This window comes from Streptomyces sp. NPDC000404 (assembly GCF_040300365.1).
In the GTDB taxonomy this organism is placed as follows: Bacteria; Actinomycetota; Actinomycetes; order Streptomycetales; family Streptomycetaceae; genus Streptomyces; species Streptomyces ramulosus.
Map to the genome: position 1 here is coordinate 477958 of NZ_JBEPDN010000001.1, position 15292 is coordinate 493249.

16 protein-coding genes are annotated in these 15292 nt (G+C 73.2%); 7 read left to right on the top strand and 9 right to left on the bottom strand.

The window, feature by feature from the left end; translation table 11 throughout:
• Positions 1–387 precede the first annotated feature (387 nt).
• Both ABT345_RS02095 and ABT345_RS02100 read left to right on the top strand, forming a co-directional pair.
• On the top strand, positions 388–1182 hold the full coding sequence (locus tag ABT345_RS02095; RefSeq protein WP_345083571.1) for a site-2 protease family protein: 795 nt from the start codon (positions 388–390) through the stop codon (positions 1180–1182).
• Positions 1183–1234: 52 nt separating this feature from the next.
• The gene (locus tag ABT345_RS02100; protein ID WP_345083573.1) at positions 1235–1858 is read left to right on the top strand and encodes a hypothetical protein; all 624 of its coding nucleotides are present in this window, start codon (positions 1235–1237) and stop codon (positions 1856–1858) included.
• Positions 1859–1952: 94 nt separating this feature from the next.
• Here ABT345_RS02100 and ABT345_RS02105 read toward each other — a convergent pair whose 3' ends face one another.
• The 7 genes from ABT345_RS02105 to ABT345_RS02135 form a co-directional block, all read right to left on the bottom strand.
• Positions 1953–2177, bottom strand: coding sequence for a hypothetical protein (locus ABT345_RS02105; RefSeq protein ID WP_345083575.1), 225 nt, complete (start codon positions 2175–2177; stop codon positions 1953–1955).
• 225 nt (positions 2178–2402) lie between these two features.
• Positions 2403–3152: an NADPH-dependent F420 reductase gene (gene npdG / locus ABT345_RS02110; RefSeq protein ID WP_345083577.1), complete on the bottom strand. Its 750-nt coding sequence runs from the start codon at positions 3150–3152 to the stop codon at positions 2403–2405.
• A gap of 91 nt (positions 3153–3243) precedes the next feature.
• The gene (locus ABT345_RS02115; RefSeq protein ID WP_345083579.1) at positions 3244–4089 is read right to left on the bottom strand and encodes a carbohydrate ABC transporter permease; all 846 of its coding nucleotides are present in this window, start codon (positions 4087–4089) and stop codon (positions 3244–3246) included.
• A complete protein-coding gene (locus tag ABT345_RS02120; protein WP_345083581.1) occupies positions 4086–5069 on the bottom strand; it encodes a carbohydrate ABC transporter permease in 984 nt (327 codons plus the stop codon). Before ABT345_RS02120 ends, ABT345_RS02115 begins: the two co-directional genes overlap by 4 nt.
• Positions 5066–6394, bottom strand: coding sequence for an ABC transporter substrate-binding protein (locus tag ABT345_RS02125; RefSeq protein WP_345083583.1), 1329 nt, complete (start codon positions 6392–6394; stop codon positions 5066–5068). Before ABT345_RS02125 ends, ABT345_RS02120 begins: the two co-directional genes overlap by 4 nt.
• Entirely contained in the window at positions 6391–7482 is a 1092-nt protein-coding gene (locus ABT345_RS02130; RefSeq protein ID WP_345083585.1) for a sialidase family protein, read from the bottom strand. The genes ABT345_RS02125 and ABT345_RS02130 overlap by 4 nt, the downstream gene beginning before the upstream one ends.
• Positions 7483–7954: 472 nt before the next feature.
• The gene (locus ABT345_RS02135) at positions 7955–8638 is read right to left on the bottom strand and encodes a FadR/GntR family transcriptional regulator (RefSeq protein WP_345083587.1); all 684 of its coding nucleotides are present in this window, start codon (positions 8636–8638) and stop codon (positions 7955–7957) included.
• A 179-nt stretch (positions 8639–8817) separates the two neighbouring features.
• Here ABT345_RS02135 and ABT345_RS02140 point away from each other — a divergent pair, with 179 nt between their 5' ends.
• The 3 genes from ABT345_RS02140 to ABT345_RS02150 are packed head-to-tail and all read left to right on the top strand — an operon-like array spanning position 8818 to position 12016.
• Positions 8818–9777, top strand: coding sequence for a dihydrodipicolinate synthase family protein (locus ABT345_RS02140; protein ID WP_345083590.1), 960 nt, complete (start codon positions 8818–8820; stop codon positions 9775–9777).
• Positions 9778–9828: 51 nt separating this feature from the next.
• Positions 9829–11340, top strand: a complete 1512-nt coding sequence (locus ABT345_RS02145) for a sialate:H+ symport family MFS transporter (protein ID WP_345083592.1) — start codon at positions 9829–9831, stop codon at positions 11338–11340.
• Between the two features lie 52 nt (positions 11341–11392).
• On the top strand, positions 11393–12016 hold the full coding sequence (locus ABT345_RS02150; RefSeq protein ID WP_345083594.1) for a hypothetical protein: 624 nt from the start codon (positions 11393–11395) through the stop codon (positions 12014–12016).
• Positions 12017–12046: 30 nt separating this feature from the next.
• Here the strand turns inward: ABT345_RS02150 and ABT345_RS02155 are convergent, their stop codons facing one another.
• The gene (locus ABT345_RS02155) at positions 12047–13123 is read right to left on the bottom strand and encodes a substrate-binding domain-containing protein (RefSeq protein WP_345083596.1); all 1077 of its coding nucleotides are present in this window, start codon (positions 13121–13123) and stop codon (positions 12047–12049) included.
• Between the two features lie 184 nt (positions 13124–13307).
• A complete protein-coding gene (locus ABT345_RS02160) occupies positions 13308–13538 on the bottom strand; it encodes a hypothetical protein (RefSeq protein ID WP_143940444.1) in 231 nt (76 codons plus the stop codon).
• Positions 13539–13605: 67 nt separating this feature from the next.
• Here ABT345_RS02160 and map point away from each other — a divergent pair, with 67 nt between their 5' ends.
• Positions 13606–14463 carry a type I methionyl aminopeptidase gene (gene map / locus ABT345_RS02165; protein ID WP_345083600.1) on the top strand — a complete coding sequence of 286 codons (858 nt, stop codon included), beginning with the start codon at positions 13606–13608 and terminating at the stop codon, positions 14461–14463.
• A gap of 132 nt (positions 14464–14595) precedes the next feature.
• On the top strand, positions 14596–15273 hold the full coding sequence (locus ABT345_RS02170; protein ID WP_345083602.1) for a biliverdin-producing heme oxygenase: 678 nt from the start codon (positions 14596–14598) through the stop codon (positions 15271–15273).
• Positions 15274–15292: the final 19 nt, after the last annotated feature.

The window sequence follows — 15292 nt, forward strand, 5'->3', positions numbered from 1 at the left end:
GGCGGAGCGGCCGGGGGCGCGGGGGCCGGGAAGCGGGGCCGGGACGCGGGGGCCTGGGGTGGAGCGGCCGGGGCACGCGGGCGGGAGGGGTGCGGCCGCGGGCACCGGGCGGCGGCGGGCGTGTCCGAGGCGGCGCGGGGTGCACGCGGCGCGGCACCGGTCGGCGCCAGGTGCGTCCGAGGCGGCGCGGGGCGGCACCGGTCGGCGCCAGGCACGCCGCGGGGCGCACGCGGGGCGGCGCGCGCCCCGCCCGACGGTTCCGCCCCCGCCCCGTGCGCGGACCGCCCCGCCGCCGATACGGTCGGGGCTACCGTCACCCGTACCGTGCGGCCCGGCCACACCGCGTACGCACCGTCCACCGCCGTCCGCACCTGGGAGCCCCGCACGATGACCACCGCCATACGGCACGCCGAGCGCCGCATCAGCCCGGTCTTTCTCTCACTCGTCGCGGTGATGGCGGTCTCGGGGTGGGCCGTCTGGAGCGGACAGCTCGCCGCGAGCACCGGCTTCGCGGTGTTCTTGTTCATCGTCTCCGGCTGGGTGGTCTCGCTCTGCCTCCACGAGTACGCACACGCCAGGACGGCGCTGCACAGCGGCGACGTCTCGGTGGGCACCAAGGGCTATCTGACGCTGAACCCGCTCCGGTACACCCATGCGCTGCTGAGCATCGTGCTGCCGGTGATCTTCGTGATCATGGGCGGGATCGGCCTGCCCGGCGGCGCGGTCTTCATCGAACGGGGCCGCATCCGCGGCCGCTGGCGCCACAGCCTGATCTCGGCCGCCGGCCCGCTGACCAACATCCTCTTCGCCGCCGTCGTCACCGCCCCCTTCTGGCTGCACGCCCTGGACGGCGTCCCCGACCCGTTCCGCTACGCCCTGGCCTTCCTGGCCCTGCTCCAGGTGACCGCGGCGATCCTCAACCTCCTCCCCGTCCCGGGCCTGGACGGCTACGGCGTCCTCGAGCCCTGGCTCTCCCCCGGCCTGCGCCGCCAGGTGGAGCCGTTCGCCCCGTTCGGCCTGCTGGCCGTCTTCGGCCTGCTGTGGGTCCCGGAGATCAACCACGTCTTCTTCCAGCTCGTGGACACGCTCCTCGACACCCTGGGCGTCACCCGCTGGGACTCCTACTGGGGCCAGGAATTCTTCCGCTTCTGGCAGGGCGAGCCGCAGGTTCCGGTGGGGTAGGGGGCGAGTGGCCGCCTGCTGCCGACCGCGGCCGGCCGACGATCGGAGAACCGTGGAGAACGAAGCGAGGGCCGCCGTGCGGACCGGCCGCGCCTGGGACGAACCGGCCACGCGGCGGGCCTGGCGACGCACCGTCTGTTTCCGCTGTGCCGTCCTGGTGTGCTGCCTGCTCGGGCTCTGCGCGTGGCTGTTCGCCGTCGTCACGACGCCCGCGTGGCTGCTCGTGCTCTGGCTGCCGGTGCTGTGTGCGGGCCTGTGGTACACGCTGCTGGCCGCGAGCGTCGCCGCGACGCTGCCCGGTGTGCGCCGCGTGCTGCGGGTGTACCCGTGGCAGGCCGACGGGGCGGAGGTCTCGGTGGGGAAGGGCCGCGGTGCACGGTTCACGGTGGCGGATCCGGAGCGAGTGGGGAAGGCGGTGCGCCTGGGCCACGGCGGGGTGATCGGTACGGGGCGCCACTTCTGGGTCCGCGCCGCGCGGTCCGGGCGGTGCACGACGGCGTGGTTCGCGGGCGACCCGCGGTATGTCGCGGTGGTGGCGACGCCCGGCCCCGGGAATCTGCTGCGGGTGGCGCAGCGCGAGGCGTTGGACTCGCGGATGTCCCCGCGCAGCCGTGGGGTGAGCGCCGAGGCCCGTGCCCGGGCGCGGGCCGCCGGGGCGCGCGTCGGCGGTGCATGACGCGGTGCGGTCAACCGCCCGTCGTTGACGAAGCGGGGCCGGAGGCCCTTCCGGGCCCGTCGCGATTCCGGTGGGGCGACGGCGCCCGCACCCGTCACGCCGTAGGCGCCGCCTCCCCCTCCGTCGCCCGGGCCATCCGGTCGCGGCGGACGTAGAACCACGCCATGTTGCTGGAGATGCCGGCCATCAGGATCCAGACGATGCCGAGCCAGCTGCCCTGGACGAACGAGACGACGGCGGCGGCGACGGCGAGGACGCAGACCACGACGGCGAAGACGGCCAGTCGGGGGGCCGGGCGGGACGAGGGAACGGAGGGCATGGGGGTCGGCTCCTGTCGGGAATGGTGTGGTCCCTCCCAGTGTCCCCCATGGGTTTCGGGCGCCCGGCGGGGGTCGGGCGCCCGGGGCCGCCCCCGGCGCCAGGCCGGGCCGTCCCCGGCTCCGGCTCCGGGCCGCCTCCCCGCCGGGCCGCCTCCCCGCCGGGCCGTCCCCGGGCGGGCGGTTCCCCGCCGTGCCGTCCCCGCCGGGCGTTCCCCGTGCGCGGCTCACACGTCCGTCAGGCGCACCCCGGCGTGGGCCTTGTAGCGGCGGTTGACGGAGATCAGGTTGGCGACGAAGGACTCGACCTGGTGGGCGTTGCGCAGGCGGCCGGCGAAGACGCCGCGCATGCCGGGGATGCGGCCGGCCAGGGCCTGGACCACGTCGGTGTCGGCGCGGGACTCGCCGAGGACCATCACATCGGTGTCGATCTCGTGGATCTCCGGGTCCTGGAGGAGGACGGCGGAGAGGTGGTGGAAGGCGGCGGTGACGCGGGAGCCGGGCAGCAGGGCGGCGGCCTGTTCGGCGGCGCTGCCCTCCTCGGGCTTGAGGGCGTAGGCGCCCTTCTTGTCGAAGCCGAGGGGGTTGACGCAGTCGACGACCAGCTTGCCGGTCAGCTCCTCGCGGAGGGATTCGAGGGTCTTGGCGTGGCCGTCCCAGGGCACCGCGACGATGACGATGTCGCTGCGGCGGGCGCACTCGGCGTTGTCGGCGCCCTCGACGCCGTGGCCGAGTTCGGCGGCGGCGCTCTGCGCGCGGTCGGCGGCGCGGGAGCCGATGATCACCTTCTGCCCGGCCTTGGCGAGGCGGTAGGCGAGGCCGCGGCCCTGGTCGCCGGTGCCGCCGAGGACGCCGACGGTGAGCCCGGAGACATCGGGCAGATCCCACGGATCGCGCTTGAGGGCGGCCTTGGCGCGGGTGGCGGCGTTCTCGGAGTGGGCGGGATCGGCGGCGGGGGTCTGGTCAGCAGTAGTCATGGCAGTGATGGTGCCATGGGTGGCGGGGACGCGGATCGGCCTGTGGACAACCTTGTCGATCTTGGTCGGGGGTGCCGCGGGAGCGCCGCCGTCACGCCTTGAGACCGCCGTCCGCCAGGCCCGTACGCCAGTACCGCTGAAGGACCGTCATCAAGATCATCAGCGGGATGACGGAGAGGAGCGCGCCGCCGACCGTGTACTGGTAGAGGACGGGGTTGCGGTCGGCGTAGCCGGTCCAGGTGGTGAGGCCGAGCTGGACGGGGTAGAGGCGCGAGTCGGAGAGCATGACCAGCGGCAGGAAGTAGTTGTTCCAGATGTGCACGAACTGGAACAGGAAGACGGTGACGAGCGCGGGCGTCATCAGCCGCAGGCCGAGCGTGGCGAAGATCCGGGTCTCGCCCGCGCCGTCGATCCGGGCCGCCTCCAAGAGCGCGTCGGGGACGGCGGCGGTGGCGTAGATGCGGCAGAGGTAGACGCCGAACGGGCTGACCGTGCCGGGCAGCAGGACCGCCCAGTAGGTGTCGGCCAGGCCCAGGTCGCTGAAGAGGAAGTACAGCGGGAGGGCGAGGGCGGTGCCCGGGAGCAGGACCCCGGCGAGGACCACGCGGAAGACCGTCTCGCGGCCGCGGAAGGGGTATTTGGCGAGGGCGAAGCCCGCGGCGGCGGACAGCAGGGTGGCGGCGGTGGCGCCGATCCCGGCGTAGAGCAGGGAGTTGGCGAACCAGCGGACGTAGACGCCGTGGTCGTGGGCGAGGACGGCGCCGAGGCGGTCGAGCGGGTGCGGGTGGGCGAACCAGAAGCCGAAGGTGCCGAAGAGGTCGGCGGTGTTCTTGGTGGCGGAGACGGCGAGCCAGTAGACGGGGATGAGGAAGTAGAGGGCGGCGACGGTCAGGAGGGAGGCGGTCAGGATGCGGTGGCGCAGCGGCGGGGTGGTCATCGGCGGTCCGTTCCGCGTCCGGCGGTCAGCCGCAGGAAGCCGAAGGAGAGGACGCAGGCGACGAGCGCGAGCAGGACCGCCTCGGCGGCGGCGAGGTGCGGGTTGTCGCCGGTGAACGCCTCGCTGTAGGCGTGCAGGTTGGGGGTGTAGCCGGAGTCGATGGCGGAGGCGAGGGGGCGCAGGACCATCGGTTCGGCGAAGAGTTGCAGGGTGCCGATGATGCTGAAGACGCCGGTGAGGACGAGCGCGGGGCGGATCAGCGGGATCTTGATGTGCCGGGCGAGGTGCCAGGCGTTCGCGCCGTCGATGCGGGCGGCCTCGTACAGCTCCGGGGGTACGGCCTTGAGCTGGGCGATCAGGACGAGCATGTTGTAGCCGGTGAACTGCCAGGTCACGATGTTGGCGAGGGACCACAGGACGGTGTCGCGGGCGAGGAAGTCGACCTGGACGCCCAGATGGCCGGCGATCTCGACGAGCGGGCTGATGCCGGGGACGTAGAGGAAGCCCCACAGGAGCGAGGCGATGACGCCGGGGACGCCGTACGGGAGGAAGAAGGCGGTCCGGAAGAAGGGGACGCCGCGGGCGCTCGCGCTCTCCAGGAGGAGGGCGAGGGCGGTGGCGAGGACGATCATCAGCGGGATCTGGACGGCGCCGAAGAGCAGGACGCGGCCGAAGCCGGCGAGGAAGGTGGGATCGGCAAGCGCCTGGGCGTAGTTGTCGAGCCCGGCGAAGGTCTGGGTCGGGTGGCCGCCCAGGCCCAGCGGTCCGGTGCGGTGGGTGCGGTGGACGCTCTGGTACACCGCGTATCCGAGCGGGGCGAGGAAGCAGAGGGCGAAGAGGGCGAGGAACGGCAGCAGGAGGACGGCGGCGGCGCGGGTGTGCCGGGTCCGGGTGCGGCTCGGGCGGCGGCCGCGCGGGGGGCGTGCGGGGCGAACGCGTGCGCGGGGGGCGCGCGGGCGGGTGAGGGCGGTGCGGCTCATGTGCCGCTCACCGCGTCGAGACCCTTGTTCCGCAGATCGGTGACGGTGGCGCGCTGGACGTCGGCGAGGACGGCGCGGAACGGTGTGCCGTCGGCGAGGGCGCGGGTGAAGGCGTCGCCGAGGCGCTGGTAGAGCGTGTCGACGCCGGGGCCCCATTTCCAGGCGGTGTCGACATGGGCGCCGGCGTCGGCGAAGACCTTGCTGTATTCCTGGCCGCCGAAGAATTCACGGTCGACATCGAGATCGGTGGTGGCATAGCCCTTCACCGCGCCCGGAAAGCCGTATCCGCCGTCGATGAGGAGGGCGATGGACCGCGGGTCGGTGTTGAGCCAGAGCGCGAATTCCAGGGCGTCCTCGGGATAGGAGGCGGCGGCGAGCACGGCGGTGGCGGAGCCGCCCCAATTCGCCTGCGCGTCGGTGCCCTTCTGCCATTGGGGAAGGGGGGCCACCCGCCATTTCCCGGCGGTCGCGGGCGCGTTTCCGGCGAGCAGGGCGTCTCCCCAACTGGCGCCGATCCAGGCGGGTACGGCGCCGGTCTGGATGTCCTTGTACCAGGCGTTCTGGCGGTCCGGGATCGTCTTGACGAGTTTCCTTTCGACGAGGGATTGCCAGTAGTCGGCGACGCGGCGGGTGGGGGCGTCGTCGAGGCGGACGGTCCAGGTCTCGCCGCGGGCGCTGTACCAGGCGGCGCCCGCCTGCCAGGCGAGACCGGCGAAGCGGTTGCCGTTGGTGGGCGCGAAGGTGTCGATCCAGGCGCCTTTCTCGCGGATGACGGCGGCGGCTTTCTCGTACGCGTCCCAGGTTTCCGGTGGCTTCAGGCCCCATTTATCGAAGAGATCGTGCCGGTAGAAGAGGCCCATGGGGCCCGAGGCCTGGGGAATGGCGTAGATGCCGTCGCCGAAGACGGATTGCTGCCACTGCCAGCCGATGAATCGGTTCCGGTGCCGGGCGGCGCCGAGGGTGGCGAGGTCGTAGAGACCGTTGTCGAGAAGGAAGCTGGGGATGACCGGGTATTCGATCTGGGCGAGGTCCGGCGGATTTCCGGCTTTGATGGCCGCGTGCATTTTGGCGTACTGCTGGCCGTTGACCGCAGAGACCTTTTCGACGGTGACGTGGACGTCGGGGTGCGTGCGGTTCCAGAGGTCGACGGGTTTGTCGATGCCGGGGACCCACGACCAGAAACTGAGGCGGATCTTCTCGCCCTTCTTGCGGCGGCGGGGCGCGGCGGGCCGGTCGGCGGCGCCGGAGCAGCCGGCGAGGGCGGCGGCGGCCGCGGCGGCCGCCGCGGCGAGGACCGTTCTGCGGCGCAGCGGGCGGTGGATCACAGCAGGTCCTCCACGGGGATGCGGCGGAAGGTGAGCGTGGTGTACGCGCTGAAGTCGCCGGTCTCGTGGAGGAGTCCGACGGTTTCGGGGTCGACGCGGACGAGGTCGCCGTAGGCGGCGGGGCGGCCGGAGACGGTGTGTGCGGGGCGCCAGGTACGGCCGTGGTCGCGGCTGGCGCGGACGGTCATCAGGGCGCGGGCACCCGGGTCGGCGGGCCCGGAGTACAGCAGGGTGCCGTGGCCGGCGAGGTGGAGGAGGCTGCCCTGGCAGGCGGGTCCGGTGAGACCGGCCTGCGGGCGGAACGGGGCGGTGAGGCGGGCGCCGCCGTCGGTGGAGCGGGCGTCGGCGTGGCGCCAGGGGGCGGCTGCCTGATTGCGGGTGACGAAGTGGAGCGTGCCGTCGGGGAGTTCGGCGGCGGCGGTCTCGTTGGGCGCGACGGAAGCGTGGTGGCCGCCATCGGTGAGGCCGATGCGCCAGGTGGCGCCGGAGTCGTCGCTGAGGAGGGTGTGGGCGCGGTCGCAGGCGGGCTCGGTGCCGTTGCCGTCCGGGGCGTTGGGCGGCACGGAGTGGTTGGCGGGGACGACGAGCCGTCCGGCGTGCGGGCCGCGGCGGAGCCGGAGGGCGTGGCCGGGGCCGGTGGCGTACCAGCGCCAGGAGGGGTGTTTCACCTGGTCGGTGAGGTCGCGGGGCGCGCTCCAGGTGGCGCCGGAGTCGTCGCTGTGCTGGAGGTGGACGCGGCGGCCGTCGGCGGGGGTGACGAGGCCGCGGCGGATGCGGTCCTCGGTGGCGTCGGCGGCGTTGTGGACCTGGAGGAGCAGGATGCGGCCGGTGGCGAGGACGACGGGGGCGGGGTTCCCGGCGGTGCCGGTGCCGTTGCGGGCGACGACCTGGAGCGGGCCCCAGGTGCGGCCGCCGTCGGCGGAGCGTTTGAGGACGAGGTGGATGGTGCCGGAGTCGGCGGCGGAGTGGCGGCGCCCCTCGGCGAAGGCGAGGAGGTCACCGGAGCGGGCACGGACGACGGCGGGGATCCGGAAGGCGGCGTAGCCGTCGTCCCCGGCGCGGTACGGCACCGACGTCTCGTATGCCACGGGGCACCCCCATCGGCCGGACGTAGGACGTCCCTCGTCCTGCGGTGACCATAAGGAGCACCCAACAGAGCGTCAAGAGACCGGACATGTCCCGGTTTCGTGTCGCGGGGGCGGGAGAAGGCGGAGCTGACGGGACGTTAATTTCTGGTGAATCGGGGTGGGTTGCCGGTACGAGAGGCCAGGTCACCGGCAGGAAGGGGGCGGGCGGGGCCGGGCGGGATCGGGCGATCTCCGGACCGGACCGGGCGACCTCCGCGCGGGACCGGGCGACCTCCGCGCGGCCTCCGGGTCGGAGCGGAAGCCAAGCACCTCCGGGGCGCGCGCCGGATCCGGCCGCCGGGGGGCACTTCGAAGCCGCCCGCTCCCGGGCACCCGAGGCCCACCACCCGGGCGCCCGCCCCCCTCGGGCCGACCGCCCGAAGCATGAGCCGGCCCGCCCGAAGCGGCACCCCGGGCGCACCGCGCCCCGCCCTCACTCCGCCAGCCGCCGCCGGATGTCCCCGAAGTGCCGGTGCATCGACTCGACGGCCCGGTCGCCGTCGCCGTCCTCCAGCGCGGCGACGATCTCGGCGTGCTGGCTGTGGGTCACCTTCGGATCCCGGGGGCCGTCGGCGAGGTCGTCGCTGACGCGGCGGAGCGCGTCCCAGAAGGCGTCGAGGACGTCGCTGAGGAGCTGGTTGCCGAGGGAGCGGTAGAGCGCGAGATGGAAGGCGCGGTCGGTGGAACGGTCGACCCGCCCGGCGGCGGCCTCCTCCCCCATGCGGTCGACGAGGCCCTTGAGGACGGCGAGGTCCTCGGGGGGCAGATCGCGGGCGACGGTGGCGATGAGGCCGGACTCCAGCGCCTCGCGGACCTCCATCAGCTCGTAGAGGCTGGATTCGCCCTGGTGGTGGCGGACGGCGGCGCGGAAGGCGACGCCCTCGACGAACGGTTCGAGGGTGAGCGGGCCGACGTAGGTGCCGAAGCCGTGCCGGATCTCGACGATCCGCATGGCCTGGAGCGCCTTGAGCGCCTCGCGGACGGAGTTGCGGCTGACGTCGAGGAGGGCGACCAGTTCGGCCTCGGTGGGCAGCGGGTCGCCCGGGGTGAGCCTGCGCTCCAGGATGAGCTGCTTGATCTGCGCCTGGACGTCCTCGGACAGCGTGCCTCGCGCCATGAATCTCCCTCTCCCGCGTCTGCCGTGCGACGGTGGGCGACCCGCCCCGTACGGGGCACGGCACCCTTGACCGACCGCGTGTCCACCTGGCTATTGTGACCCAGACATAGGACATCCCATGTCCGATGTCCCGCAGGACGGTACGCCCGCCCGCCCCACGCACCACCGCTGGAGAGCCCATGGCACTGCCCGCACCGCTGCACGGCGTCGTCCCCCCGGTCTGCACCCCGCTCGACCCGCGCGGCGAGGTCGACACCGCCTCCCTGACCCGTCTGGTCCGCCATCTGCTCGACGGCGGCGTCCACGGGCTGTTCGCGCTGGGCTCGACCGGCGAGGTCGCCTACCTCACGGACGATCAGCGGGCGCAGGTGCTCGGCACCGTCGTCCGGGCGGCGGACGGCCGCGTCCCGGTGCTCGCCGGCGTCATCGACACCACCACCCCCCGCGTCCTCGCCCACGCCCGCGCCGCCGCCCATCTGGGCGCCGACGCCCTCGTCGCCACCGCGCCGTTCTACACCCGCACCCACCCCCGCGAGATCGCCGCGCACTTCCGCCGCCTCCGCGCCGCCGTCGACCTGCCGCTCTTCGCGTACGACATCCCGGTGGCCGTGCACACCAAGCTGCCGGCCGCGCTGGTGCGGGAGCTGGCGGCGGACGCCACGCTGGCCGGGCTCAAGGACAGCAGCGGCGACGAGGCCGGGCTGCGGCGGCTCCTGGTCGCCCTGGGCGGGCGCACCGGGCGCCGCACCGGCCCGGCGCCCGGTTTCACGGTGCTGACCGGCTCCGAACTGACCGTGGACGCCGCGCTGCTGGCGGGCGCGGACGGGGTGGTGCCCGGCCTCGGCAACGTCGATCCGGCCGGGTACGTCCGCCTCCACGACGCGGCGCGGGCCGGGGACTGGGCGGCGGCCGCCGCCGAACAGGAGCGGCTGGCGGCGCTGTTCGCCATGGTGGACGTCGGCCCGGAGTCCGAGATGGGGCGCAGTTCGTCGGGGCTCGGGGCGTTCAAGGCGGCGCTGGCGCTGCGCGGCGTCCTCGCGCACGGGACGACCGCCGCACCGCAGCTGCCGCTGGACGCGGCGGCCGTCGCCGAGGTCGGCCAGCTGCTGGCCGCCGCCGGACTGCCCCCGGCGCGCTGACACCCGCACGCCCCTCGTAGACCGCGCACGCCCGGCTCCCCTGGAGGCACCGTGCCCACTCCGCAGCAGCCGTCCCGGGCCGCCGTTCCGTGGTACCGGGAGGTGGGCCGCGCCCGGTGGAAGGCGTTCCTCGCGGCCTGGCTCGGCTATGTCCTCGACGGTTTCGACTTCGTCCTCATCACGCTCGTGCTGACCGAGATCGGCGACGAGTTCGGGCTGGACACGGTGGCGGCGGCCGGTCTGGTGTCGGGGGCGTTCATCACCCGGTGGCTGGGCGGCGCGGTGCTGGGGGCGGTCGGGGACCGCTTCGGGCGGAAGGTGTCGATGATCGCGTCGATCGCGCTGTACGCGGGCGCCACCTTCGCCTGCGGCTTCGCCTGGGACTACACCAGCCTGTTCACCGCCCGGCTGCTGATCGGCATGGGCATGGCCGGAGAGTACGGCGCGAGCGCGACGTATGTCCTGGAGAGCTGGCCGGCCCGGTTCCGCGGCCGGGCCAGCGGCTTTCTGATCTCCGGGTTCTCCCTCGGTTCGGTGGCCGCCGCCGAGTGCTACAAGTGGGTCGTCCCGGCCCTGGGCTGGCGCTGGATGTTCTACCTGGGGCTGGCGCCGCTGACGGTGGCGCTGTGGGTGCGGCGGTCGCTGCCGGAGACGGCCGAGTGGCGGGCGGCCGCGGGTGAGCGGGCGGCCGCGCCGAACCCGCTCAAGCCGCTGTTCGCGACGGCGCCGCGGGCGGCGGTGAACACCGTGGTGGCGGCGGTGGCGACGGCGGCGCTGTTCGGGGTGTTCACGCCGGTCGGCGCGGGCGCGGTGCCGCAGTTGGCGGTGGCCGGCGGGCTGGCCCTCGTCGCGCTGGCGGTGCAGCTGGGCGGCGCCCGCGGCTGGGTGCTGTACCTCGCGCTGAGCGCCACGGTGTTCACCGCGTTCCTCTACAGCTGGCCGCTGCAGGCGCTGTTGCCGACGTATCTGAAGACGGAGCTGCACTACGACGCGGGGCAGGTGACCGACGTCCTGTACTTCGCGGGGTTCGGCACGATGGCGGGCTGCTGGCTGGCGGGGTTCGCCGGGGACCGGTTCGGGGCGCGGCGGGCGTACGCGTACACGCTGCTGGTGTCGCTGGTGTTCGTCTTCCCGGTCTTCGCGGTCGCGGACCATCTGGTGCTGCTCGGGGTGTTGCTCTTCGTCCTCCAGGGGCTGAGCACCGGAGTCTCCGGGCTGCTGCCCCGCTATCTCGGCGGGCACTTCCCGACCGGGAGCCGCGGCGCCGGGCTGGGGTTCACGTACAACGTGGGGGCGCTGGGCGGGGCGGTGGCGCCGGTGCTGGGGGCGCGGCTCGCCGAGGGCCGGTCGCTGGGCGGGGCGCTGGCGGGGCTGACGTTCGCCGGGACGCTGCTGGTGGTGGTGCTGGTCGGCTGCGACGTACCGGGGCGGCTGCACCGGCTGCGGAACCCGGGCGCGCCGCGCGATCATCTCGCCGGGGAGCCGGACACCGCCGCGGGCGAAGCGCCGGCTCCCGGGGCGGCGGAGGGGGCCGCCCCGGGGGCCGCACCCCCTTTCGGGTGAAGTGCGGCCTGGGCGGCCCGGGGCGGCGGGGGCTGCGCGAGGATGCCGGGCCATGGATGCCGTACGGGTCGCGTTGCTGCGCGACGTTCTCGCCGGGACGGAGTGGCTGACCGCCACCCGCCGCTTCGCCGGGGCGCTGCGCTCCTCGGTCACCCCGCACGGCGGGCTGCTGCTGGTGGGCGGCGAGGCGTACGAACCGTGGCATCTGGCGGCGCATCTGGACGACGAGGCGGCCTGGTCGGGGCTGCCGGAGCTGTCGCCGACGCTGGTGCGGCACCGGGTGCCCGCCGGGAGCCCGGCGCATCTGGCGGTCTCCACGGAGCGGCTGGCGGCGGCCGGGCGCGGTGACACGCTGCTGGTCGTCTCGCCGTGGGCGCCGGGCGCCGGGCTGCTGGAGCGGGTGGACGACGCGCGGCGCGGCGGCGCCACGGTGCTGGCGCTGGACGGCGGGGACACCGAGCTGCACGCGCTGGCGCACGAGGCGCTGGCGGCGCCGCCGTCGGCGGACGCGGCGGGCGCCGACGCCTCACCGCTCGATCTGGAGACGGTGCAGCACCTGGTCAGCGCGGCCGCCGGGGAGAACGGCCCGCCGGCTCCGCGCGGTGGCCGCCGCTTCCGCGACCGGCTCTCCCGGCTGGCCGACGCGCTGACGTCACCGCCGCCGCCCCGGTGGTGAGGGGCGAAGGCGCCGGGGCCGGCGGCCGGATCAGTCGAGGCCGAGCGCCGCGCATTCGGCCTTGAGGTCCTTGGTGCAGATGAGATCGGTGCGGACCGCGCCGTCGCGGATCACGGTGTCCGCCATGTTTTTCCGGGTGACGATCCGGGCGTTGAAGAGCTTGGCGGGAATATGCGAATGGGTCTTGCTGTCGACCGTTGCCGGGGTCAGGGAACGGGTGTGCTTTCCCTGGAGCAGATCGACGGCAATTTCCCCGGCGGTTTGCGCCTCGGGCCGGACTTCCTTGTAAACAGTGAAGGTCTGAGTACCCTTCACCAGCCTTTGCAGCGCGGTGAGTTCGGCATCCTGGCCGCCGAGCGGCAGCTGCAGGCCGGCCTTCTCCAATGCGTCGGCCGCGGCGCCCGCCATTCCGTCGTTGGCGGCGTGGACCGCGTCGAATCCGGTCGGGCCGAGGGTGTTCAGCGCTTCGGTGATCTTCTTCCGGGCCAGCGGCACGGACCAGCCGGGGATGTCCTTCTCGTAGACGATCCGGCCGACCTTGCGGTCGAGGACGGCGTGGGCGCCCTTCTTGAAGGCGACGGCGTTGGGGTCGGAGGGCGAGCCGTTCAGCATCACCACCCGGGCGGTGGCGGCGCGCGCCCCGAGGGCGGCGACCAACCCCTCTGCCTGCAGCTTTCCGATCTTCTCGTTGTCGTAGGAGACGTAGGCGGCGACGGCGCCCTCGGCGAGCCGGTCGTAGGCGACGACCTTGACGCCCTTCTTCGCGGCGGCGTCCACCCACGGGCCCGCGGCCCGGGAGTCGACCGCGTCGAGCACGATGACGCGGACGCCGTCGTTGACCATCTCCTCGAACTGGCGCCGCTGCGTCTCCACGTCGCCCGCGGCGTTTTGGTATCTGAGCTTGCAGTCCAGGCAGCGGGAAGCGATCTTCGAGGCCATGATGCGGCGGTCGAAGTCCTCGTAACGCTCGGCTTTGTCCGGCAGCAGCAATCCGATGGACGTGTTGTCGTCCGGCTTCTTCGGCTGCTGGCTTCCGCAGGCGGCCAACGGCAGGGCCAGGGAAAGAGTCAATGCGCCGATGAGGAATCTGCGCGATTGTGCGGTCATTTCGAAATCTCCCCCGTGGGCCGTTCTGGAACGGCTGAAGTGAACGCCACTACCGGTCGTAACGTCAAGAATCGGGAGAGTAACGATATGGAATCACATGGAATGCAGGGAGGGCTCCGGAACGCCCTTCTTCGTCAGGACTTCTTCGTCCGTCGCCGGATTCCGGCCCGTCGCGGGCCGCAGGTCAGGACTCCGGGTCGTCCTTCTTGCCGCTGTCGTGCCAGCGGGGGTCGGTCTCCCACTCCAGATTGCGTTCGCGGGCCGTCTCCATGGCGTGCGCCGCCTCCTCACGGGTGGCGTACGGCCCGAAGCGGTCGGCGGCCCGGCATTCGGGCCCCTCCTCGACCTTCTGGTGCCGCAGGCAGTAGAACCACTCTCCGGGCCTGCCCTCGGTCCGCCTCTTGAACAGCGCCATCGCCGCCTCCTGTGGTCCGTTTCCGTGCCGCCATCCTGCCCGATGGCCCGCCGATACACTCGCTGGCATGTCTGGCCAGTCGCTTCTTGTCCCGGGGAAGATCTCCCCCACCCGCCCCGTCCCCGCCTCGATCCCGCGGCCCGAGTACGTCGGGAAGGACGCGCCCACCCCGTACAGCGGTCCCGAGGTCCAGGACGCCGAAACGATCGAGCGGATGCGGATCGCCGGCCGGATCGCCGCGCAGGCGATGGAGGAGGCCGCCAAGCTGATCGCCCCCGGCGTGACCACCGACGAACTCGACCGGGTGGCCCATGAGTTCATGTGCGACCACGGCGCCTACCCGTCCACGCTCGGCTACCGCGGCTTCCCCAAGTCGCTGTGCTCCTCGCTCAACGAGGTCATCTGCCACGGCATCCCCGACTCGACCGTCCTCAAGGACGGCGACATCGTCAACCTCGACGTGACCGCGTTCATCAACGGCGTGCACGGCGACAACAACGCCACGTATCTGTGCGGCGATGTCGACGAGGAGTCGAAGCTGCTGGTGGAGCGGACGCGGGAGGCGCTGAACCGCGCGATCAAGGCCGTCAAGCCGGGCCGGCAGATCAACATCATCGGCCGGGTCATCGAGTCGTACGCCAAGCGGTTCGGCTACGGCGTCGTGCGGGACTTCACCGGGCACGGCATCAACACGTCCTTCCACTCCGGTCTGATCGTGCCGCACTACGACAGCCCGCACCACACGACGGACATCGTGCCCGGCATGACGTTCACCATCGAGCCGATGCTGACGCTGGGGTCGTACGAGTACGACATGTGGGAGGACGGCTGGACGGTCGTGACGAAGGATCGCAGGCGGACCGCGCAGTTCGAGCACACGCTGGTGGTCACGGACACCGGCGCGGAGATCCTGACGCTGCCCTGACCAGGGGCCGCGCACCGCGGCGCCCGCGCGCACCGAATATTTACCGACAGATCGTCGGGAACGGGTTGACCCGGGCCTCCGCCGCGGGTCTACTCAGGGTTACCTAAGTAGACCCGTTCCCGGAGGTCAGCCTTGGACCCGAGCAGCACGGCCTCGCCGGCGCCCGCCCCCTTCTCGACGCAGCTGCGCACCGCCTCGCGCCCGCAGCACGACGCCACCTCGGGCGATTCCTTCCTGGCCGACCTCATCGGCGCCCGGCACGGCGTGCCCGCCTTCCGCTGCTACACCGAGCAGCTGTGGTGCGTCTACGACGCGCTGGAGGAGGAGGCGGAGCGGCTGGCGCAGGACCCGGTCGCCGGCCCGTTCGTCCGCCCCGAGCTGACCCGCACGCCGGAGCTGGCGCGGGATCTGGCCCATTTCCACGGCCCGTCCTGGCGCAGCCGGGTGGCGCCGCTGCCGCAGACGGCGGCGTACACCGACCGCATCCGGCACTGCGCGCGCCACTGGCCCGGCGGCTACGTCGCGCACCACTACACCCGCTATCTCGGTGATCTCTCGGGCGGCCAGGTGCTGCGCGCCACCGCCGAGAAGGAGTGGGGGTTCGCGCCCAAGGGCGACGGGGTGCGCTTCTACGTCTTCGAGGGCATCGCCAACCCCGCCGCCTTCAAGCGGGAGTACCGCGGGCTGCTGGACGCCCTCCCGGCGGACGATCTGGAGAAGCAGCGGATCACCGACGAGTGCAAGCGGGCCTTCGCACTGAACGACGCGGTGTTCCGGGCGCTGAGCGAGCGGTTCCCGTTGAGCGCGTAGGGGCGGGGCCACGGGGCGC

What these genes read in the sequence shown, in the direction of transcription:
- ABT345_RS02120 (WP_345083581.1), bottom strand. Translation starts at nt 5,069, where the DNA reads ATGAGCCGCACCGCCCTCACCCGCCCGCGCGCCCCCCGCGCACGCGTT.
- ABT345_RS02105 (WP_345083575.1), bottom strand. Translation starts at nt 2,177, where the DNA reads ATGCCCTCCGTTCCCTCGTCCCGCCCGGCCCCCCGACTGGCCGTCTTC.
- ABT345_RS02135 (WP_345083587.1), bottom strand. Translation starts at nt 8,638, where the DNA reads ATGGCGCGAGGCACGCTGTCCGAGGACGTCCAGGCGCAGATCAAGCAG.
- ABT345_RS02140 (WP_345083590.1), top strand. Translation starts at nt 8,818, where the DNA reads ATGGCACTGCCCGCACCGCTGCACGGCGTCGTCCCCCCGGTCTGCACC.
- npdG (WP_345083577.1), bottom strand. Translation starts at nt 3,152, where the DNA reads ATGACTACTGCTGACCAGACCCCCGCCGCCGATCCCGCCCACTCCGAG.
- ABT345_RS02115 (WP_345083579.1), bottom strand. Translation starts at nt 4,089, where the DNA reads ATGACCACCCCGCCGCTGCGCCACCGCATCCTGACCGCCTCCCTCCTG.
- ABT345_RS02160 (WP_143940444.1), bottom strand. Translation starts at nt 13,538, where the DNA reads ATGGCGCTGTTCAAGAGGCGGACCGAGGGCAGGCCCGGAGAGTGGTTC.
- ABT345_RS02150 (WP_345083594.1), top strand. Translation starts at nt 11,393, where the DNA reads ATGGATGCCGTACGGGTCGCGTTGCTGCGCGACGTTCTCGCCGGGACG.
- ABT345_RS02155 (WP_345083596.1), bottom strand. Translation starts at nt 13,123, where the DNA reads ATGACCGCACAATCGCGCAGATTCCTCATCGGCGCATTGACTCTTTCC.
- ABT345_RS02095 (WP_345083571.1), top strand. Translation starts at nt 388, where the DNA reads ATGACCACCGCCATACGGCACGCCGAGCGCCGCATCAGCCCGGTCTTT.
- map (WP_345083600.1), top strand. Translation starts at nt 13,606, where the DNA reads ATGTCTGGCCAGTCGCTTCTTGTCCCGGGGAAGATCTCCCCCACCCGC.